This window comes from Curtobacterium sp. MCLR17_032, assembly GCF_003234795.2.
In the GTDB taxonomy this organism is placed as follows: Bacteria; Actinomycetota; Actinomycetes; order Actinomycetales; family Microbacteriaceae; genus Curtobacterium.
On the sequence record NZ_CP126268.1, the window covers coordinates 415,546 to 435,055 of the forward strand.

At 70.9% G+C, this 19,510-nt stretch carries 18 protein-coding genes and 1 tRNA gene; 6 read left to right on the top strand and 13 right to left on the bottom strand.

Going from position 1 to position 19,510, the window contains the following annotated elements; genetic code table 11:
- Positions 1 to 70: 70 nt before the first annotated feature.
- The 3 genes from DEI97_RS02045 to DEI97_RS02055 all read right to left on the bottom strand — a co-directional run bounded on the left by DEI97_RS02045 (position 71) and on the right by DEI97_RS02055 (position 1,988).
- On the bottom strand, positions 71 to 1,195 hold the full coding sequence (locus DEI97_RS02045) for an SGNH/GDSL hydrolase family protein (RefSeq protein WP_111076020.1): 1,125 nt from the start codon (positions 1,193 to 1,195) through the stop codon (positions 71 to 73).
- Positions 1,196 to 1,341: 146 nt separating this feature from the next.
- The gene (locus tag DEI97_RS02050; RefSeq protein WP_111076019.1) at positions 1,342 to 1,779 is read right to left on the bottom strand and encodes a hypothetical protein; all 438 of its coding nucleotides are present in this window, start codon (positions 1,777 to 1,779) and stop codon (positions 1,342 to 1,344) included.
- A 138-nt stretch (positions 1,780 to 1,917) separates the two neighbouring features.
- Positions 1,918 to 1,988, bottom strand: a tRNA-Gly gene (locus DEI97_RS02055).
- Between the two features lie 205 nt (positions 1,989 to 2,193).
- On the opposite strand from DEI97_RS02055, the gene DEI97_RS02060 reads away from it, so the two are divergent.
- Positions 2,194 to 3,267, top strand: a complete 1,074-nt coding sequence (locus tag DEI97_RS02060) for a DUF6177 family protein (RefSeq protein ID WP_111076018.1) — start codon at positions 2,194 to 2,196, stop codon at positions 3,265 to 3,267.
- Positions 3,257 to 3,604, top strand: coding sequence for a hypothetical protein (locus DEI97_RS02065; RefSeq protein WP_111076017.1), 348 nt, complete (start codon positions 3,257 to 3,259; stop codon positions 3,602 to 3,604). Before DEI97_RS02060 ends, DEI97_RS02065 begins: the two co-directional genes overlap by 11 nt.
- A gap of 70 nt (positions 3,605 to 3,674) precedes the next feature.
- Here the strand turns inward: DEI97_RS02065 and DEI97_RS02070 are convergent, their stop codons facing one another.
- The 3 genes from DEI97_RS02070 to dcd form a co-directional block, all read right to left on the bottom strand.
- Positions 3,675 to 4,004: a HepT-like ribonuclease domain-containing protein gene (locus DEI97_RS02070; RefSeq protein ID WP_111076016.1), complete on the bottom strand. Its 330-nt coding sequence runs from the start codon at positions 4,002 to 4,004 to the stop codon at positions 3,675 to 3,677.
- On the bottom strand, positions 4,001 to 4,525 hold the full coding sequence (locus DEI97_RS02075; protein WP_111076015.1) for a helix-turn-helix domain-containing protein: 525 nt from the start codon (positions 4,523 to 4,525) through the stop codon (positions 4,001 to 4,003). Before DEI97_RS02075 ends, DEI97_RS02070 begins: the two co-directional genes overlap by 4 nt.
- Before the next feature lie 77 nt (positions 4,526 to 4,602).
- Positions 4,603 to 5,190 (bottom strand): dCTP deaminase, encoded by a 588-nt coding sequence (gene dcd / locus DEI97_RS02080; RefSeq protein WP_111076014.1) that lies wholly within the window; start codon positions 5,188 to 5,190, stop codon positions 4,603 to 4,605.
- A 139-nt stretch (positions 5,191 to 5,329) separates the two neighbouring features.
- On the opposite strand from dcd, the gene DEI97_RS02085 reads away from it, so the two are divergent.
- From DEI97_RS02085 to DEI97_RS02095, 3 genes are all read left to right on the top strand, one after another.
- Complete coding sequence (locus tag DEI97_RS02085) at positions 5,330 to 7,447, top strand: bifunctional copper resistance protein CopD/cytochrome c oxidase assembly protein (protein WP_111076013.1); 2,118 nt, start codon at positions 5,330 to 5,332, stop codon at positions 7,445 to 7,447.
- An 81-nt stretch (positions 7,448 to 7,528) separates the two neighbouring features.
- On the top strand, positions 7,529 to 8,107 hold the full coding sequence (locus DEI97_RS02090) for an RNA polymerase sigma factor (RefSeq protein WP_111076012.1): 579 nt from the start codon (positions 7,529 to 7,531) through the stop codon (positions 8,105 to 8,107).
- Complete coding sequence (locus tag DEI97_RS02095; RefSeq protein ID WP_111076011.1) at positions 8,104 to 8,943, top strand: hypothetical protein; 840 nt, start codon at positions 8,104 to 8,106, stop codon at positions 8,941 to 8,943. The genes DEI97_RS02090 and DEI97_RS02095 overlap by 4 nt, the downstream gene beginning before the upstream one ends.
- Before the next feature lie 169 nt (positions 8,944 to 9,112).
- Here the strand turns inward: DEI97_RS02095 and DEI97_RS02100 are convergent, their stop codons facing one another.
- From DEI97_RS02100 to DEI97_RS02125, 6 genes are all read right to left on the bottom strand, one after another.
- Positions 9,113 to 10,204, bottom strand: a complete 1,092-nt coding sequence (locus tag DEI97_RS02100) for a substrate-binding domain-containing protein (RefSeq protein WP_111076010.1) — start codon at positions 10,202 to 10,204, stop codon at positions 9,113 to 9,115.
- 107 nt (positions 10,205 to 10,311) lie between these two features.
- A complete protein-coding gene (mmsB, locus tag DEI97_RS02105; RefSeq protein WP_111076009.1) occupies positions 10,312 to 11,604 on the bottom strand; it encodes a multiple monosaccharide ABC transporter permease in 1,293 nt (430 codons plus the stop codon).
- Positions 11,601 to 13,124, bottom strand: coding sequence for a multiple monosaccharide ABC transporter ATP-binding protein (mmsA, locus tag DEI97_RS02110; RefSeq protein ID WP_181439349.1), 1,524 nt, complete (start codon positions 13,122 to 13,124; stop codon positions 11,601 to 11,603). The genes mmsB and mmsA overlap by 4 nt, the downstream gene beginning before the upstream one ends.
- Before the next feature lie 394 nt (positions 13,125 to 13,518).
- Entirely contained in the window at positions 13,519 to 14,538 is a 1,020-nt protein-coding gene (locus DEI97_RS02115) for a LacI family DNA-binding transcriptional regulator (RefSeq protein ID WP_111076008.1), read from the bottom strand.
- Between the two features lie 244 nt (positions 14,539 to 14,782).
- Positions 14,783 to 16,891 (bottom strand): CLIPPER-2 domain-containing protein, encoded by a 2,109-nt coding sequence (locus tag DEI97_RS02120; RefSeq protein ID WP_284158309.1) that lies wholly within the window; start codon positions 16,889 to 16,891, stop codon positions 14,783 to 14,785.
- A gap of 53 nt (positions 16,892 to 16,944) precedes the next feature.
- Positions 16,945 to 17,994, bottom strand: coding sequence for a magnesium and cobalt transport protein CorA (locus tag DEI97_RS02125; RefSeq protein WP_111075833.1), 1,050 nt, complete (start codon positions 17,992 to 17,994; stop codon positions 16,945 to 16,947).
- A 349-nt stretch (positions 17,995 to 18,343) separates the two neighbouring features.
- On the opposite strand from DEI97_RS02125, the gene DEI97_RS02130 reads away from it, so the two are divergent.
- Positions 18,344 to 18,838 (top strand): hypothetical protein, encoded by a 495-nt coding sequence (locus DEI97_RS02130; RefSeq protein WP_111075834.1) that lies wholly within the window; start codon positions 18,344 to 18,346, stop codon positions 18,836 to 18,838.
- A gap of 114 nt (positions 18,839 to 18,952) precedes the next feature.
- Here the strand turns inward: DEI97_RS02130 and idi are convergent, their stop codons facing one another.
- Positions 18,953 to 19,504 carry an isopentenyl-diphosphate Delta-isomerase gene (idi, locus tag DEI97_RS02135; protein WP_111075835.1) on the bottom strand — a complete coding sequence of 184 codons (552 nt, stop codon included), beginning with the start codon at positions 19,502 to 19,504 and terminating at the stop codon, positions 18,953 to 18,955.
- Positions 19,505 to 19,510: the final 6 nt, after the last annotated feature.

The following is a 19,510-nucleotide window of genomic DNA, read 5'->3' on the forward strand; positions in this document are numbered from 1 at the left end:
CGTGGTCGAGAAAGACCGGGTCCGCCGACGCAGAGCGCGTCGGTGGACCCGGCCTCACCCGTTCGGTCGATCAGCCGCGCGTGTGACCGTGCGTCCGGGTGATCGCGGCGATGGTCTGGTCGCGCAGGTACGCGACACCGGCAGCGTTCGGGTGCAGCGACCCGAAGAGCAGGCCGTAGCCCGTGTCACCGAGCTGCGTGCTGTTCGCCGGGTCCGGGTGGTCCGTCAGGGTGAGCCCGGAGATCCAGGCCGAGCCGGCCGAGGCGCACGCGGTGTGGGCCGCGGACCCGTCGAAGGTCGAGACGTAGGTGAACCCATGAGCCTGCGCCGCTGACTGGATGGCGCCGTCGAGCTCCGCCTCGGTCTTGTGGAAGTACGCGGTGTCGGTGCTGGTGAACGGGAACGAGTTCTGCGGGAACGGCGGCTCGAGCCCGGAGTCACCGATGATGCTCGAGAAGCAGCCCTTCGGGGACTGGGCCGCGTCCGGCGCGATCATCGGGTACCCGACGACGAACACCTTCGCCCGAGGTGCGCGCTGCGCGATCGTCCGGAACGTCTGTGCGAGCCGCGGCGCGACCGTGTTCTTGATGCGTGCGGCGAGACGGTCACGCTCGACACCGTGCACGACCGGGGAGTAGTGGTCCTTGCAGTGGTCGTAGCTCACGCCGTTGATGTCGGAGAACAGCGGACCGTCCTGGCCGAGCGCGATGCAGTTCGTGACCACGTCGGTGAAGCCGAGGTCGTTGCCGCCGATCGAGATCGTGACGACGTCGGTGCTCGCGGACAGTGCAGCGACCTGCGGGGCGGCGGTGACCTTCCCCGCACCGGTCGGCTGCGGCACCCGCGTGACGTTGGCGGTCGTCGCGCCGGCGCAGCTCCGATCGTCGAGTCGGAGGCCCAGGGACGATGCGACCTGGTGCGGGTAGTCGGTCGTGGACTGCGCGCAGCCGGCCGCCGGACCCGAACTGTAGGGCGCCACGCCGAACCCGGAGGCGTACGAGTCCCCGAGCGCCACGTAGTGCAGGCCACCACGGGACGACGAGGACGCGGCCACGGCGGAGCCGACCGACGTGCCGGTGTCGGCGTGTGCTGCGGGGAGCGGCCCGGCGGCTCCGACAGCGAGCGACGCGGCCGTGAGGACTCCACCGGTGACCAACAACGCCGTGGACCAGCGGGGGCGAGGAGCATGACGCATGGACGGGTTCCTTCCCAGAACTCGATTCGCCAGACGATCGTCTGGCGAATCGAGGCTAGGGCCGGCAGCGCCTGAGGGCCATGAGAGGGCTGCAAGCTCCGGGAGCCGGGCCCTTCAGGAGCGTCGGCTCGACGAGCCCGCTCGAGTCACTTCGAGGACGCACGCACGAAGAGGTAATCCGGGCGGGGAGCATCGAGTGTCCCGACGTAGAAGGCGAGTCCGCCGCTGTCCACGTAGCCCTGGCGCACGAACCGATCGGCATAGTAGAAGCGGATCCCGGGCGAGCTCCCCTCTGCCACCTTCCAGTGCCCGGAGAAGTTCGTCGGGTACACGCCGTCCGCGCAACCCGGAGGGCTCGTCGCGGCGTTCCCGGTCCGGCATGCGAGGTTGATGGGGATGTTGCGCGCCGTGTAGGTCCGGTCGGCGGACACGGTGAACTCGGCGGCGCGGTCGCCGCTCTCTCCCTGGAGTCGCCAGGTGCCGGTGTAGTCCTGGGGCTCCGGCTGTGCCGGGACGACGCACCCGGTCAACGCGACCGACAGCAGCGCGATCAGAGTCGCGACGCCTACCCGTCGTCCTGTCACCGTCGCACCTCCACCGTCCGCGTACGTCCGATCCGTGCCTGGGGGCGCACGGCGGGATGAAGCCGGTGAGCGTCCTGGCCAGCACACCGTCGGCCAGCGAACCAGCGGCCAGCTCGCCAGCAGGAGGAGGGGAATCGGAGCGAGTGACGGGAATCGAACCCGCGCTACCAGCTTGGGAAGCTGGAGTTCTACCATTGAACTACACTCGCGCATCCCGTCGAACGGGACCGCACCAGCCTAGCGGAACTTCCGCTGGATGCCAGCCGGACGCCCGTGGCGGACGCACGCCGGGCCTCCCGACCGCCCCTGTCTCTCCGCTGTGAGCCGCGCTCTCCGACGGACATCGCCAGGGGGCCGTGTGTACCGTCCGAGGGGATCACCGAGCTCGCACGACCGACCCGAGGAGGAACCGGAATGGTCCGACACCCCCTCATCGACGACGTGGTCGGCCCGGCCATCGTGGTGGACTCCAGCGCCCCCGTGGTGTGGCTCACCGACTCCCTCGACTCCCTGTTGCGTCGTGCCGAAGCGGCCGGTCGCACGGTCGTCCTGCGGACCGGCCAGGAGGCTGCACTCACCCCCGCCCTGCGGCACGCGCTGGGTGCGCACGGCGCCGCGTGGGCAGTCCGCGGACCCGACGGAGCGCTCCGCGACGGCCGCACGGGTGTGCCGGCCGCGAGCCTCGGCGACTTCGTCACGCACGGTCCGGAACTGCTCGGCGACCCCTCGCCCGAGCACCGTGACGCGGTCGGCTCGGTCCGGCAGATCAGCATCGACCTGACCCTCCGCCACCACGACGAGCGGACGGTCGACATCGGCTCCGCGATCGAGGCGCTGTGCGAGACGGTCGGCACCTGCCCGACGCGGTGGGGCACCTCGGAACCGCTGACGTCGACCTGGGACCGCTGGGTCGTCACGCAGTACGCGATGCACGAGTCGCCCGGCATCAGCACCTCCTACGCGATCGGCGACGGATTCGCCGCGACGATGACCGCGCACCTGACCGGCGGGGTCGTCGTCGAGACGATGTCCGCCGTCCTCACCGTCCCCGAGGGCGGCTCCGACCCGCAGCTCGCCTCCCGCCTGCTCGACGCCGTGCACCGGGTCGCCAGCGACGTCGAGCCGGTCTTCGGCGTCGTCATGCAGCGCCGCGGGGACGCCGACCACCTGGTCCGCGCGGTCGGCTACGGCGAACCCGAGCCGCTCGCGGTCATCGTCGGCCCCGAGGCCACCCGCTTCCTGGACCGCCGCGGCGAATGGCCGCCGGTCCGCACGACCACCGACACCTTCGCGGGCGAGGTCGGTGAAGGCCTGGTCGTCCGGTTCGAGGACGGCTGGACCGCGCTCGAGTCGTTCCTCGACCGCATCGACGAGGACCGCTTCCTGCAGCTCGTCGGCGGTGCGCCCCTCGACGCCGCCCACGACGACGGCGCACTCGGGCCGCACGCGATGCAGCACGGCGGTCAGGGGTCCCCGGGTGCCGCGTGACGTGACCCTCCTCTGCCGCGGCGAGGTGCAGGTCCGTGACGTGGCCGAGGCGCTGCTGCTCCACGACGACGCGTGGGGCGTCCGGGCGCTCGACGACGGGCCGATGCTGCAGGTCTGCCGCGACGCCACGCACCCGGTCATCACGGTGCTCGGCGTGCGTCGGGTCGACGAGGTCGACGAGGTCGCCCGGCTGCTGCCCGACGCCCCGGCGCTCCCGGTGCCGCTGTGGTGGGTCGACACGGTGACGCCGTTCGACGAGGACGGCGAGCGCGGGGTGACGGCGGCGCTGGAGGCGTCGCTCGACCTCGACGCCATCTGCATCGTGCACGGGGACTGACGAGCGGTCGCCGCTCGGCGCGGGCGGCCCTGCCCGACGCTGCCGCTGCCCCTGCTGCTACTACCGCGCCTCAGACGCAGCGAGCGCGCATCCGGCGAGCCGCGGCACAGAGGACCGGCACGTCGGTCCGCGCCGTGCCGATCAGCACGGACGCCGGAGTCTCGATCGCCCGCCGTGTCAGCCGTTCCGCGAGCGCGGACACCTGCGACCACGGCACAGCCGGTTCCTGCTCGGTCATCGTCGGCGGGAGGCGCTGCACCGCCGCGGCGATGTCGACCAGGCGCATCCGGACGGCGTCGTGCACCAGCTCCTCGGGCAGGGCCGGGTCGGCGACGTAGGTGCGGATCCGGTCGCAGGACGCGATGACGTCGTCCAGGGACTGCCGGACGGGCGCCGTCACAGCGGGACCGCCCGCTCGAGCACGTCGTCCGGCAGGGCGTCGGCGGCCAGGACGTCCACGCGGACGCCGAGCAGGGCCTCGGCGTCGTCCTGCATCCGCATCAGCGCGAACATGCCGGTGGGCGGGGTCAGGTCCACGACGAGCTCGACGTCGGCCGGCCAGTCGTCCTCGCGGTGCGGTCCGGAGGCGCCGACGAGCAGGCGGACGGCGACGGCCCCGTGCTGGGCGAGGGAAGCGCAGAGTTCGTCACGGTGCCGGTGGACCAGCTCGCGCAGGGGGAGGGGTTCGGAGACGGGCTGCAGGTCGATCGACGTGCGGAAGCCCGCGGCGAGCAGCAGACGTTGCAGGGCGGCGAGCGAGGGCTCGCGGCGCCCGTTCTCGTAGGTGCTGATCACGCTCTGGGTGACGCCCGCCCGTCGGGCGAGCTGCACCTGGGTCAGGTCGGCGCGCTGCCGGGCGTCACGGATGATCGCGGCGGCGGAGAGCGTCGTCGTCGACGCACGGGCGTGTCCAGGCGGCATGTTGGCAACGATACACAGGATTCCGTATTTCGTTTCGCATTGCGCTGGCGGCTCGGCGAACCGACCGGGAGGCCCGTTCAGCGCGGCTGGGACACGTCCGCCCGGTGGAAGTTCAGTGCCGACCGTGACGCCGTCGGTCCGCGCTGCCCCTGGTAGCGGGACTGGTAGTCCGCCGACCCGTAGGGCTTCTCGGCCGGGCTCGACAGCTGGAAGAAGCAGAGCTGTCCGATCTTCATCCCCGGCCAGAGCTTGATCGGCAGCGTCGCCACGTTCGACAGCTCGAGGGTCACGTGGCCGGAGAAGCCCGGGTCGATGAAGCCGGCGGTCGAGTGCGTCAGCAGCCCGAGCCGTCCGAGCGAGCTCTTGCCCTCGAGGCGGGCGGCGATGTCGTCCGGCAGCGAGACGACCTCGAAGGTCGAACCGAGCACGAACTCGCCCGGGTGCAGCACGAAGGCCTCGTCCGGGTCGGTCTCGACCAGGCGCGTCAGGTCGGGCTGGTCCACCGCGGGGTCGATGTGCGGGTACTTGTGGTTGTCGAACAGCCGGAAGTACTTGTCCAGCCGGACGTCGATGCTCGACGGCTGCACGAGGGCGGCGTCGTAGGGGTCGAGGCCGATCCGGCCCTGGTCGAGCTGGGCGGTGATGTCGCGGTCGGAGAGCAGCACGGGGGAAGCCTACTGGCCGACCCGGGCGGACGTGGCTGGTCGGGTGCGGACCAGGGGGTGGATCCACATGGTGGGCCCAGAGGGGCGCGCCTACGATGGAGGGTCCGCGGACCGCGGACGGAACCGACCCGAGACAGGTATGGCCGTCACGTCTTCTCAGCCCCAACCGGACAGCGCCACCGGGACCGACAGCGCCCACCGTCCGGACAGCACGCAGCGTCCGGACACTGCCACCCGGACGGGAGGCCCGGCACCGGAACACGCGCCCGTCACCACCCGCACGTCCACCGTCGCGACCGTCCTGGTCATCGCCCTGCCCCTCGTGGTCGCGTGCGCGGTCCTCGGCATGACGATCACGGGCGCGTTCACCGCGAACCAGCAGCTGGAGTCCGCGGGTGACCTGGTGCAGTTCGGTCTGGTCGCCGCGCGCGGGGTCCACGACGGCGTCGCGGCGTTGACCGTCGGCCTGCTCATCGTCGCGGCGTTCGCGTTGCCGGCGCAGAAGGCCGACCACGGTGCGATGTCCTCGGTGCAGCACCGGGCCGCACGCTGGGCGGCGATCGCCGGGTCGATCTGGTTCCTGGCCGCCGTCGTGGGCATCGTGCTCACCGGGGCCAACACGCTGGGCGTCCCGCTGACCAGCCCCGTCTTCGCCCGCAACTTCCTGCTCTTCGCGTTCCAGGTCGAGATCGGGCAGTCACTGGTCGTCTCCGCCGCTGCGATCCTCATCGCGACGGTGTTCGCGGCACTGGCCACCCGCGCCACCACCCTGGCGTTCGCGACCGTTGCGGCGCTCTTCGCGCTGCTGCCCCTCGCCCTGTCCGGCCACGCCGCGGGGTCGCTCGAGCACGCCAACGCCGTGAACTCCCTCGCCGTGCACCTGGTCGGGGTGTGCGTGTGGGCTGGCGGGCTCGTCGCCGTCGTGCTGCTCCGCACCCGGATGAAGGGCGCCACCGGACGCGTCGTCGCCCGCTACTCGACGCTCGCCGGGTGGGCGTTCGGTGCGGTCGCGTTCTCCGGCATCGTGAACGCGCAGCTCCGGCTGACCGGGCCGCTCGACCTGTTCACGACGCCCTACGGGTGGCTCATCACGACCAAGGCCACGATCCTGGTGCTGCTCGGCATCGCCGGGGTCGTGCAGCGGCGGAAGCTCGTGCCGGGGCTGCTCCGCGCGCCGACCGACCGCCGCCTGTTCGTCCGGTTCGCCCTGGCCGAGATCGTCTTCATGGCCGTCGCGATCGGCGTCTCGGTCGCGGTGTCCCGCAGCCAGCCGCCGATCCCGCAGACGCCGGAGACCGGGGCGGACACGCGCTCAGGGCTCATCGGCTACGCGTACCCGCCGGTGCAGACCATGCAGACGTACCTGTCGCAGTGGCACATCGACTGGATGTGGCTCGCGCTCGCCCTGGTCGGCGCGGGCTGGTACCTGTGGAGCGTCCGCAAGCTCCGGCAGCGCGGTGACTCGTGGCCGGTCGGCCGGACCATCGCGTGGCTGCTCGGCTGCGCCGTGTTCATCTGGACGACCTCCGGCGGCCCGGCGGTCTACGGCATGATCCACTTCTCGTCGCACATGGTCCAGCACATGCTGCTGATGATGTTCGTCCCGCTGCCGCTGGTCCTCGGCGGTCCGGTGCTGCTGGCGCTCCGCACCTTGCCGGTCCGCAACGACGGGTCCCGCGGCGCCCGCGAGTGGCTGATGCTGTTCGTGCACTCGCGGTGGATGCAGTTCCTCGGCAAGCCCGCGGTCGCCGGTGTCATCTTCGCCGGGTCCCTCGTGGTGTTCTACTTCACGCCAGCGTTCGAGTACGCGATGCAGTCGCACGAGTGGCACGTCGTCATGGTCGTGCACTTCGTGTTCAGCGGGTACCTGTTCTTCTGGGTCTTCGTCGGCATCGACCCGGGCCCGGCTCGCCCGCAGTACCCGATCCTCATCATCGCCCTGCTCGCGACGCTGGCCTTCCACGCGTTCTTCGGGGTGGCCGTCATGACGTCGCAGTCGGTGTACGCGATCGACTGGTTCCACGCGCTCGGGCAGACGAACGACCGCGCCCTGCTCGACGACCAGCACGTCGGCGGCGGCATCGCGTGGGGGGCGTCCGAGCTGCCCATGGTGTTCGTGGCCCTGCTCGTCGTCCGCAACTGGGTGCGCTCCGACGAGCGCATCGCCAAGCGCAAGGACCGCCAGGCCGAGCGTGACGGGGACGCCGAGCTCAAGGCGTACAACGAGCGCCTGACCGCCATGCAGCGCCGGGATTGACCGGACCGCAGAAGGGGCACCGCTCCGACACGCGGGTACGACCAGGTGGAACCATCCGGGCGGTGCCGGACACTCCAGGACATGAGAACCGGAAGCGGCGACGACGCCGAGGACTGGGCGGCCGCGGGCCGCGGTGACGGCGAGGCCTACGGCCGCGTCTTCGACCGCCACCGTGACCGTGTGCACCGTCATGCACTCCGGCTGGTGCCGCCCGAGGTGGACGTCGACGACGTCGTGGCGGTCGTGTTCCTCGAAGCCTGGCGGCGACGACGGAGCGCCCGGCTCGTCGACGGCGACCTGCTGCCGTGGCTGCTCGTCACCGCGACGAACGTCGCACGGAACGCGACGCGGACCACGATGCGGTACCGGCGCCTGCTCGCCACGCTCCCGCCCGCCGACCACGCTCCGGACCCGGCCGACCGACACGACGACGGCGCTGCCGTCGCCGCGTTCCGGAGGCTCTCCCCGGCCGACCAGCAGGTCCTGGCCCTCTGCGTGATCGCCGGGCACCGCGAGGCCGAGGCCGCCGAGGTCCTCGGTATCCCGATCGGGACCGTCAAGTCCCGCCTCTCCCGCGCCCGGAAACGCCTCGGCAGACAGTTCGCCGAGCAGACGGCGGCCCCCACAGCACCCGCGACCACCACCGGAGGACCACGATGAACACGACCTCCCGAGACGACGCCCTCCGCGCCCTGCTCGTCGACCGCGTCGGTCGTTCCGCCAGGCGGCGTCGCTGGCTCGTCCCGACGATCGGCGTCGGCGCGTTCGTCGCCGCCGGCGCCCTCACCGCCGGAGCGCTCGTCGGCACCGGGTTCCTGCAGCAGACGCTCGCCCCCGAAGACGCCACAGCCCTCGTCGAGACCGGTGCAGCCGGGGACGTGACCCTGCTCGGCGCACCGGTCGTCCGCGTCAGCGACGGGGCGACGAGCCTGACACTGCCCGACCGGCCGTCCGGCGCGCACCACGTCGCCGTCGGGCTGCAGTGCGCGCCGCCCGAGACCGCGACCGTCACCGTCGGGGCGGACGAGGGCGATGGTGAGCCGACGACCGCGGACTGCGGGACGTCGGTCACCCTGCCCGTGGGGTCGAGTGCGGGGGAGCGGCCGGTCGTCCGGGTGGACCACGCCGGGAGCCCGATGACCGTCTGGGCTGCGTGGGCACGTCCGGACCCGGTGCCGGGTCCGTCGCCCGAGCAGCAGGACGCCGTCGAGGACGGGGTCGTCACGAGGCCGGAGTACGTCGCGGCGTGGGACCGGTACGTGGGGTGCATGCGGGCGTCCGGGCACCCGGTCGACCTCGGTGACGAGGACCCGGTCGTGTTCGCGATCGCGGTTGCTGCCGAGTCGGCACAGGCCGACACCCGGTGTGGGGCGGTCGAGCTGGGGCAGGTCGGCGCACTGTGGCAGGCCGAGCACCCGGACGCGCAGGAGTTCACGAGCGCGGCGGGAGCGCGGTACGACCCGGCGGCGGACCCGCGGTACGCGGGGGAGCGGTAGCGGGAGCGCTGGCCGTGCGGGGCGCAGCCGGACGACGGACGGGACCGGTCTGGAGGCGCGGGGCGAGCCTCCAGACCGGTCACCACGCGGTCCCTTCCGCTCCCTGCCGGAACGACGGAAGGGCCCCGTCGCTGACGCGACGGGGCCCTTCCTGCTGGGTCGGGGAGACTCAGCCCTTCTTGGCGAGTGCCTCGAGCGTGTCGTCGTTCGAGTACGCCTCGACGGCGTTGTCCTTGGTGACGAGGACCGGGGTCAGCTCGACGGTCGGGACGATCTTCTTGCCGTTGTCGTTGTTCTTGTCGCTCACGGTCTTCGGCTTCTTGCCGTCGGCCAGGTCGGACACCAGGTCGATCGCGGCCTGGGCCTCGTCGGTGGTGTTCTTGTAGATGGTCGAGTACTGCGTGCCCTGCATGATGAGCGGGATCGACGCGGTCTCGGAGTCCTGACCGGTGACGACGGGGTTGTCCTTGCCGGCGGCCTTGGTCGCGGTGAGGATCGCACGGGCGAGCGTGTCGTTCGGCGAGAGGACGCCGTCGAGCTCGGTGTCACCCGTGTAGTACTGCGCCAGGAGGTCGGTCATGCGCGACTGGGCCTTCTGTGCGAGCCAGCCCTGCGTGGCGACCTTCTGGAACGAGGTCTGACCGGAGACGACCTTGATCGTGCCGTCGTCGATCTTCGGCTGCAGGACGTCCATCGCACCGTTGAAGAACACGGTGGCGTTGGCGTCGTCCGGCGAACCGGCGAAGAGCTCGACGTTGTACGGCTTGTCGCCCTTCTTCTCCTCGAGGCCCTTGAGGAGCGCCTGCGCCTGGAGCTGGCCGACCTTGAAGTTGTTGAACGCGACGTAGTAGTCGACGTTCTCGGTGTTCAGGATGTTGCGGTCCCAGGCGATGACGGTCGCACCGGCGGCCTTGGCGGCCTTGACCTGCGAGCCGAGCTGCGAACCGTCGGCGGCACCGACGATGATCGCCTTCGCGCCCTTGGTGACCATGCCCGAGATCTGCGACTGCTGGTCCGGGACCGGGCTGCCGGCGTTGGCGTACTGGATGTCGGCCTTGAAGCCGGCCTTCTCGATCGACTTCTTGAACGCGGCGCCCGCGAGGACCCAGTTCTGCGAGGTCTTGGCGGGGAGGGCGACACCGATGAGGTCACCCTTCTTGATTGTCGAGCTCGAGCCCGAGTCGCCACGGGCCGAGCAGCCGCTGAGGGCGAGGCCCGCGATGAGCGCCAGGCTGACGCCGGCGACGATCTTCTTGCGCATGTGATTGCTTTCTCTTCGTTGAGGAGTTGGGGCCGGGGCCCCGCTGTGTGGATGGGTCGTACCGGGTGGAGCGGCGGTCGGTCACCCGACCGCCGCGGTCGCCCGAGCTAGGGGAGGGTGGGCTTCTCGGGCTGGTCGTCGATCGAGCGGGGCTGCTGGGCACCGACGGTGTTCTGCTCGGTGTCCTTCCGCTGGAACTGCCGCATCATGCCGCCGATCAGCGACGGACGGCCCTGCGACTTCGAGTAGACGTCGAAGGCGACGGCGACGAGCAGGACCAGACCACGGATGATCTGCACCTTGTTCGACTCGAGCCCCATCAGCTGCAGACCGTTGGACAGCAGCGCCATCACGAGACCACCGATGATCGACCCGGAGACCGTGCCGACACCACCGGCCACCGCGGCACCACCGACGAACACGGCGGCGATCGCGTCGAGCTCCCAGCCGGTGCCGTCCGCGGGGCCCGAGGCACCCGAGTAGGCGACGAACACCATGCCGGCGATCGCGGCGAGGATCGACATGTTCATCATGACGAAGAAGTTGACCTTCTTCGCGGAGACGCCCGACAGGATCGCGGCGTTGGCGTTGCCACCGACGGCGTAGACCTGGCGACCGAAGATGGTGTTCTTCGTGACGAAGCCGTAGATGATGACGAGCACGCCGAGGATGATCGCGACGACCGGGACGGACGTGCCGACCGGACCGGCGGCGAACAGGTACGTGGCGAAGAGGGTGACGGCGACCAGGACACCGGTGCGGACGATCGAGACCCACAGCGGCGGGACCTCGGCCTGCATCTTCTTGCGGCGGGCACGGCCACGCGCCTCGATGATGATCAGGGCGAGCACGGTCGCGAGACCGATGATCAGCGTGCCGTTGCTGAAGCCGAAGTCCGGACCGAAGTCACCGAGGAAGCCGGCACCGATCGGGGTGTAGGCCTCCGGGACGGGGACCGACGTCGAGGCGCCGATGATCTGGTTCGCACCGCGGAAGATGAGCTGCCCGGCGAGCGTCACGATGAAGGCCGGGACCTTCACGAACGCCACCCAGAAGCCCTGCCAAGCACCGATCAGGGCGCCGATGACGAGGCCCAGGATGATCGCGGCCCACACCGGGAAGTGCCAGACCGACATGGACTGCGCCACGACGATGCCGACGACCGCCGCGACCGAACCGACCGACAGGTCGATGTGGCCGGCGATGATCACCATGACCATCCCGAGCGCCAGGATCAGGATGTACGAGTACTGCAGGAACAGGTTGATCACGTTCGTGGGCTCGAGGACCAGCCCCTGCGTGGTCCACGCGAAGAAGGCGAGCAGCACGATGAGCGCGATGATCATGCCGTACTGGCCGATGGAGTTGCCCTTGCCGAAGAGCAGCTTCAGGTTGTTCATGAGACGGGGGCGCCCTTCCGCGCGGACGTCATGCTGCGCATGAGCGTTTCTGGATCGGCCTGGTCGGCCGGGAGGTCAGCAGTGATCTGCCCCTCGAAGATGGTGTAGATGCGATCGGAGAGACCGAGGAGCTCGGGGAGCTCGGACGAGATGAGGATGATGCCCTTCCCCTCGGCCGCGAGCTGCTGGATGATCCCGTAGATCTCGAACTTCGCGCCGACGTCGATGCCGCGGGTGGGCTCGTCGAGGATCAGCAGGTCGGGGTCGGTGAACATCCACTTCGACAGGACGACCTTCTGCTGGTTCCCGCCGGAGAGCTTGCCGACGTTGTCCTCGACGCTCGGCACCTTGGTGCGGAGGAGCTTCCGGTACTTCTCGGCGACCGAGTACTCCTCGAGGGAGTCGACGACGCCGCCCTTGGCGATCTTCTTGAGGTCCGCCGCGACGGTCGAGCGCTTCACGGTGTCGAGCAGGTTCAGGCCGAGGGCCTTGCGGTCCTCCGACACGTAGCCGAGACCGTTGTTGATCGCCTGCTGGACGTTGGTGACCTTGATCTCCTGGCCGTCCTTGATGATCTGCCCGTCGAGCCAGGTGCCGTAGGAGCGACCGAACAGGCTCATCGCCAGCTCGGTGCGCCCGGCGCCCATCAGACCGGCGAAGCCGACGATCTCACCCTTGCGGACGTGGAAGTCCGAGCCCTTGCAGACCAGACGCGACGAGTCGATCGGGTGCTGCACGGTCCAGTTGCGGACCTCGAAGAAGGTCTCGCCGATCTTCGGGGTGCGGTCCGGGAAGCGGGACTCGAGCGAACGGCCGACCATGCCGCGGATGATGCGGTCCTCGTTGACGCCGTCCGCCTTGACGTTGAGCGTCTCGATGGCCTTGCCGTCTCGGATGATCGTGATCTCGTCTGCGATCTGCTCGATCTCGTTCAGCTTGTGGCTGATGATGATGCTCGAGATGCCCTTGGCCTTCAGCCCGACGATGAGGTCGAGCAGGTGCTGGGAGTCGTTCTCATTCAGGGCGGCCGTCGGCTCGTCCAGGATGAGGAGCTTGACGTCCTTGTGCAGGGCCTTGGCGATCTCGACCAGCTGCTGCTTGCCGACGCCGATGTTCTTGATCTGCGTGTCCGGGTCGTCGGACAGGCCGACGCGGGCCAGCAGGTCCTGGGCACGGAGCTGCGCGGCGGTCCAGTCGATGCGGCCGAAGCGGCCCGGCTCGTTGCCGAGGAACAGGTTCTCGGTGATCGAGAGTTCCGGGATCAGCGCCAGCTCCTGGTGGATGATGACGATGCCGGCCTGTTCGGACTGCTTGATGTTCGAGAAGCGGACCTCTTCGCCCTCGTAGACGATCTGGCCGTCGTAGGTGCCGTACGGGTAGACGCCCGACAGCACCTTCATCAGCGTGGACTTGCCAGCGCCGTTCTCGCCGCAGATCGCGTGGATCTCGCCGGCGCGGACACTCAGCGAGACTTCCGAGAGCGCCTTCACACCAGGGAACTCCTTGGTGATGGAACGCATCTCGAGGATCGTCTCGGGAGCGGTGATCGAACGGGTCTCGAGCCCGCTTGCGATCGGGTCGTGACCCTGTGGGGTTGACGCCACGGTGCATCTCCTTCTGCCGCTGCGATGCGGCAGTCCTTCGGTGGTTCAGCTACGGCATCCGAAGGGCACGAGGGTGCGTGCGGACTTCGTTGTCGCGTCCGGGTGATCCTCGTGTGACAGCCGATGTGAACGGTCACATCGAGGAACGGAGGTAATGTTACGCACACGCTCAGCAGGGCTGTCAATTCGGATCGGTCACGTTTCGGTGACGCTGCGGGCAGTTTCCGCGCAGGGCGGAAGCGCTGTCCCTCGGGTTGGGGTCAGGGCCCCGACGCGCCCGGGACCGGCCCAGACCCGGGCCTGCGGTGCTTCAGCGGCGTCGTGGAGCCGACGTGGAGCCGCGCACGACCAGCTGCGGGACGATGTCGATCGGCCTGAGCAGGTCGTCGCCGCTCGGCAGCAGGATGTCCACGCTGCGCCGTCCGAGTTCGGCGAAGTCCACCTGCACCGTCGTGAGCGGCGGCCAGAAGTGCTTCGCCTCGGGGATGTCGTCGTAGCCGACCACCGACAGGTCGCCGGGGACGTCGAGCCCGTACGACCGCGCCGCGTGCATCACACCGAGTGCCATCGCGTCGTTCGAGCAGAACACCGCCGTGCAGTCGCGCCACCGCAGCAGCTCCCGTCCGGCGTGGTAGCCGAAGTCGGCCGTCCAGTCCCCGAGGATCGGCGGCTGCACCGGCATGTCCCGGTCCGACATCTCGCGGAGGAACCCCTGCATCCGAGCGTCCGCCTCGATCCAGTCCTGCGGCCCCGCGATGTGCCGGACGTACTCGTGGCCCAGGTCCAGCAGGTGCGCGGTCGCCAGCCGGGCGCCCTCCATCTGGTCGACCCAGAGCGCGGTCGGATCCTCGTTGATGCTCGAGCGCAGCGTGACGTACGGCGTCCGGACGCCGAGCTCCTCGATGATGTCGAACACGCGCTGCTGCGGGGCGATCACGATGATGCCCTCGACGTCCTGGTCGAGCAGGTGCCCGAGTCCGTCGCGCACCGCCCCGTCCGTCGGCACCGCGATGTTCGCCGTCGTCACCGAGTACCCGCGGAGGACCGCGGCGTCCTCGATCGCCTGCAGGGTCACGGTCGGCCCGTAGTGGGACCGCTGCGCCGTCAGCACCCCGATCGTCCGGGTCTTGCTCGTCACCAGTGCACGTGCGGCCCGGTTCGGCCGGTACTGCAGTTCCTCCATCGCCGCGAGGACACGGTCACGTGTCTCGGCCCGGATCGCGTCCGAGTTGTTGAGGACTCGGGAGACGGTCTGGTGCGAGACGCCCGCGACCCGCGCGACGTCACGGATGCTGGGGGACCGCGGCTGCTCTGCCCGCGTGGTCGCCATCGTTGCTCTCTCCCGCCCGGGGCCGCGGCACGCCCATGTGCACGTTCACATCCCGAGCCAGATCATTATGCACGCCTCCGGGGTCGGTGCCACCTGGACGAGGTGCGGACAGCAGCCGCCCCCCCCCCGGCGCCCTGGCCTGCTGGTGGCGCGCCGGCGCGGGAACGACGGACGGGAGGCCCGTGGCGGTGTCGCCGCGGGCCTCCCGTCCGTCGTCCGGGCGCGTCGGCCCCGGATCCGTGCTTCAGCTCCCGCCGTCACCCCGCTGCACGCGCGTGTCCCGGCGGCGTCGGAGCAGGACGAGTCCGGCGAGGAGCGCCACGACGGCGGCGGCGCCGAGCCCGGCGAGGCCGACCGTCGGGCCGGTGAAGGCGAGCGAGCCGCCGGGTCGACCGGCGTCCATGCCGCTGCCGGCATGGGTGCCGATTCCCGTGCCCGGCACCGTTCCGGCGACCGGCGTCGGATTCGTCGTCGGAGTCGACGTCGGGGGAGCGGTGGGGTCGGCCGTCGGGTCCGGTGACGGCGTGGGATCGGGGGTCGGGGTCGGGGTCGGGGTCGGTGTGGGGGCGGGCGTCGGGCCCGGGTCCGCTGCGGCCGGGACCACCACGTCCACCGACTCCGACACCGGGTCGGCGGCGCCGAGGCTCCCCGCGGGGGTGGCGACCACCGTGACCGGGACGGTCGCCGGCTCGTCCGTCAGGGGCACGACGACGGTCGTCTCCTCGGTGGTACCCGGCGCGACGTCCGGCACGGTGACGGGGTCGGAGTCCGGGATGCTGACCTCGACGTCGGTGAGCGGGACGGTGCCGGGGTTCGAGACCTCGACCGCGACCTCCAGGCCGGCGGGCGTGACGCCCTCCGGGGTCGGGTCACCGGGGGTGGCGACGACGGCGACCTCGGCACGTTCGGTCGCGACCGTCGCCGTGGCGGGGTCCGAGCGGACGGTCGACGTCGTCCCCGTCACCGCGGCGGTCGCCGTGGCGGTGTCCGTCAGCGAGCCGGCGTCGACGTCCGCAGCGGTGACCGTGGTGGGCGCGTCCGTGCGGCAGGTGGTGGTCGCACCGACAGCGAGGACGGTCGCGTCGCACGTCACCGTGCCGCCGCTGGGGTCGTCGACGGCCACCGCGGACAGCGGGACCTGCCCGGTGTTCCGCGCGTCGAAGGTCCAGGTGACCCGGTCGCCGGTGTCGACGAGCCGGTCGCCGTCGACGTCCGTCACGTCCGCGCGCTTGGTGAGCGTGATCCCCGCGGGCAGTGCGGTGTTCGTCACGGTGCAGGCGATCGCGTCACCGACGCCGACCGGGATGTCGGTGCTGGTGCCGACGCCGGTCCCGCTCGGCAGGTCCGTCGCGGCGGCCCCGTTCCGGGTGCAGGCCCACGAGGGGTCGCCGTAGCGGGATGCGTCGGTACCGCCCGAGGGCTGCTCGGAGAACGTCAGTGGGTTGCCGTCCGCGGCGACCAGGATCGTGACGTCCCCGGTCGTGGCGGTCGTGCCTCCCGCGGTGTCGGCACGCGCGACCGTCCGACCGGCGGCGTCGGTCACACCGACCGTGAACGCGTCACCGCCGAAGCCACCGACGACCTGCTTGGTGATCGAGACGCGGGAGACGAGGACACCGAAGGCCACGCCCTCCCGACCGCCGCGGCTCACCATGGTCTGGCTGAAGGTCGTGGGCTCGCGGGTCGCGACGATCGCGGTGCCGGTGTGATTGCTGCCCGTGCCCCTGCACGTGACGGTGGTGGTGCCGATGCCGGTGAAGCCGCGTCCGCAGGCCGTCCCGCGCTCGTCGGTGCCGTCCGGACGCACGGTCAACGACGTGAACGGCGAGCTGGAGGTCCAGGTGATGCTCTCGCCGCTCGCGGTCTCCTCGGCATCGGCGCCGACGAGCGACCAGCCGGTGACACGGGCACCGGAGGCGTCGGTCACCCGGACGTCGCTGAGGGTCGCGGTCGAGGTGGTGCCGCTCGCCTGCTGGTTGAGCGCTGGTCGGACCGCGGGGTCGATGCCGGTGTAGTGCCCGCCGTTGCCCAGCCAGGAGCCGATGTAGGTGGGCAGTGCGACGGCGGCGACCGGGCCTCCCGAGACGGTCACGGTCGCCTGCAGCCGGTAGCCGCCGGGGAGCTCGAGGGCGAGCGGCTGCCCGGCGGTCGTGGCGGCGACGGCCGGGTCGAGTCCGGACAGGTCGAGCCAGCACAGCGTGTCCGCGTACGTGCCCGTCCCGCTGTCGGCGTAGTCGCAGCCGGGGGCGGCCGGGGCGGCGGTGGCCGGGGTGGCGCCCAGGCCGGCTCCCGTGCCGAGGGCCAGCACACCGGCGAGCAGGGCGGCGGCGGTACGGAGTCGTGTGATCCTCACGGAAGCGACCGTACCGACGGTGGACCGCCCTGTCCGCCCTGTCCGGTTCGCGCCTACAGCCAGTTGCGCTTCCGGAAGACGACCCAGAGCACTCCCGCCAGCGCGAGCATCGCCAGGAGGGCCACCGGGTACCCGTACCGCCAGTGCAGCTCCGGCATGTGGTCGAAGTTCATGCCGTAGACGCCCGCGATCAGCCCGGGTGCGAACAGGATCGCCGCCCAGGACGAGATCTTCTTCACCTCTTCGCCCTGCTGGTGTGCCGCCCGTGCCAGCTGCCGGCTCTCCTCGCCCTGCGCCAGGCTCGCGCTCGTCATCCGACGCATTGCCTCGTTCTGCTCCTGCGACACCAGGGTCGCGTGCAGCGTCAGGGCGTTCTCGAGCAGGGCCCGGAACGAGTCGACCCGCTCGGTGACCCGCAGGGCGTGGTCGAGCACGTTCCGCAGCCGGTGCTGGACGTCGTCGTCCACGCCGTACTTCTCGGCACCGCGGAGGAGCCCGCGCACCATCGCGGGCACCGGCTTCGTGGCCCGCTGGAAGGCCAGGACCTCGCTGAGCAGCTGGTAGATCCGCTTCGACACCCCGGGGTCGACCTGGCCGGCGAAGAGCTGGTCCTCGATCTCGTCGATCTCGTCCTGCAGCACCTCGACGACGGGCGCGTAGCCGTCGACGACCTCGTCGAGCACCGCTGCGGTGACCGCCTCGGACCCCTTCGCCAGGAACTCGGGGTCGGCTTCGCACCGGGCCCGGAGCGACGCCAGGTCGGGTCGTTCGGCGTGCCGGACGCTCACCACGAAGCGGGCGCCGACGAACAGGTGCACCTCGCCGAACTCGACCGTGCCGGTGTCCGGCCGGTACCAGGCCGGTCGGAGCACCACGAACAGGGTGTCGCCGTACCGCTCGAGCTTGGCGCGCTGGTGCCCCTTCTGGGCGTCCTCGACGGCGTTCTCGTGCAGGCCGAACTCGTCCGCGACGGCCGCCAGCTCGTGCGGGTCCGGGCGGAGCAGCCCGATCCACGACAGGTCGCCACTGGTGCCGAGCGCCAGGCTCTGCTGCGACGCCACACGTCGGCCGTCGACGTACACCGCGTTGTCGATGAGTGCCATGCTCTGCTCCCTCGGTCGGGAGGGCGAGCGGGCGCGACGCCGGCCGGGACGGACCCCGGCGGCAGGGAGATCAGGACACGGGCTCGGCGACGACCACGAGGGACGGCCGGCCCGTGTGGTGATGGTCACCCGACATCGCGCCTCACCTGCCCTTCGTCAGTCCGTGGCCGTGCGCTGCGCAGGGCCGACGGTGACCATACTCCGGTCCGTGAACGGCGTCGAGCGACCCCGGTGGCGCCGAGGTGGACCGGGAGTGAACAGCTCCGACAGAGCCCTTGTGCCCGGCTGGTGTTCCTGATCTGATGTTCTGGATGGCAGTTGCCATCGACCCCAGAACGAAGGAGATCTGATGTCCGCGACCACCTCAACGACCACCACCCGTCGTCGATCGACCGCTGCGGTCCTGGCCACCGCGTTCGTCGTCGGCGGACTCGCCGTGACCGCCGTCGCCGGCCCCGCCACCGCCGCCACCGCCGCCGACCGGGGTGCTCCGGCGTCCGACGCCGCCACCACCGCCACCGGCGAGCTCTTCGCCAGCTGCCAGTACGGCAACGTCCGTGGGACCTGGGAGCGCTCGGGGACCACCTTCACGGCCCACGTCACCCAGTACGGGCTGCAGCCGAACGACTCCGCGGTCGGCTCGCGCACCGGGGCGATCGCCGTGACGCTCAACGGCGGGACACCGGTGGTGCGAACGGATCTCCTGACCGACCGCAACTCGCACGCGATCGACCTCCGTGCCACGACGCAGGTCCCGACCAGTCAGGCGGTCGAGGCGGAGTTCACGATCCGGGCCTCGGGCTTCCCCTCGTACCCGTCGTGCACGGTCACGAAGTGGTACTGACACGCCCGGAGCGACGTCCGAGCGCTTCCATCAGGATCTGACGCAGACGACCCGTCGGACAGCAGGCACCCGCCTGGTGTCCGACGGGTCGGTCAGGACTCGGTCGGGACTCGGTCAGCGCTGGACGCGCTCGGCGCCGAGGGCGTCGAGCGGCAGTTCCGCGAGCTGCCACCCGAGCCACGGGCTGAACGCGAAGGGCGCGGCGGTCACGGCCTGGCGCAGGTCCTGCTCCGACAGCCACACCCACTCGGACACCTCGTCGTCGGCGGGCTTCGGGTCGGCATCGGCCACGGCGCGGAACACCGGGCAGACCTCGTTCTCGACGATGCCCGAGGCGTCCACCGCGCGGTAGCGGAAGTCCGGCAGCACCAGGTCGACACTGTGCAGGGTCATGCCGAGCTCGCGCTCGGCGCGCCGGGCGATCGCGTCCTCGAAGGACTCGTCCGGGCCGGGGTGCCCGCAGAAGGAGTTCGTCCACACGCCGGGCCACGTCTTCTTCACGAGGGCGCGACGGGTCACGAGGAGGTCGCCGGCTGCGTTCTGCACGTGGCAGCTGAAGGCGAGGTGGAGGGGCGTCTGGTCTGTGTGCACCGTGAACTTGTCCGCCGTACCGATCGGGGTACGGTCATCGGCCAACAGGACAACGGTTTCCGGGAAAAGGCTCATCTGCCT

Bases quoted from the DNA above. Each gene is read 5' to 3' on its own strand.
- DEI97_RS02115 (WP_111076008.1), bottom strand. From the start codon at position 14,538: ATGGCGACCACGCGGGCAGAGCAGCCGCGGTCCCCCAGCATCCGTGAC.
- DEI97_RS02125 (WP_111075833.1), bottom strand. From the start codon at position 17,994: ATGGCACTCATCGACAACGCGGTGTACGTCGACGGCCGACGTGTGGCG.
- DEI97_RS02100 (WP_111076010.1), bottom strand. From the start codon at position 10,204: ATGCGCAAGAAGATCGTCGCCGGCGTCAGCCTGGCGCTCATCGCGGGC.
- mmsA (WP_181439349.1), bottom strand. From the start codon at position 13,124: ATGCGTTCCATCACCAAGGAGTTCCCTGGTGTGAAGGCGCTCTCGGAA.
- DEI97_RS02045 (WP_111076020.1), bottom strand. From the start codon at position 1,195: ATGCGTCATGCTCCTCGCCCCCGCTGGTCCACGGCGTTGTTGGTCACC.
- DEI97_RS02090 (WP_111076012.1), top strand. From the start codon at position 7,529: ATGAGAACCGGAAGCGGCGACGACGCCGAGGACTGGGCGGCCGCGGGC.
- DEI97_RS02060 (WP_111076018.1), top strand. From the start codon at position 2,194: ATGGTCCGACACCCCCTCATCGACGACGTGGTCGGCCCGGCCATCGTG.
- mmsB (WP_111076009.1), bottom strand. From the start codon at position 11,604: ATGAACAACCTGAAGCTGCTCTTCGGCAAGGGCAACTCCATCGGCCAG.
- DEI97_RS02075 (WP_111076015.1), bottom strand. From the start codon at position 4,525: ATGCCGCCTGGACACGCCCGTGCGTCGACGACGACGCTCTCCGCCGCC.
- DEI97_RS02085 (WP_111076013.1), top strand. From the start codon at position 5,330: ATGGCCGTCACGTCTTCTCAGCCCCAACCGGACAGCGCCACCGGGACC.
- DEI97_RS02095 (WP_111076011.1), top strand. From the start codon at position 8,104: ATGAACACGACCTCCCGAGACGACGCCCTCCGCGCCCTGCTCGTCGAC.
- idi (WP_111075835.1), bottom strand. From the start codon at position 19,504: ATGAGCCTTTTCCCGGAAACCGTTGTCCTGTTGGCCGATGACCGTACC.
- DEI97_RS02130 (WP_111075834.1), top strand. From the start codon at position 18,344: ATGTCCGCGACCACCTCAACGACCACCACCCGTCGTCGATCGACCGCT.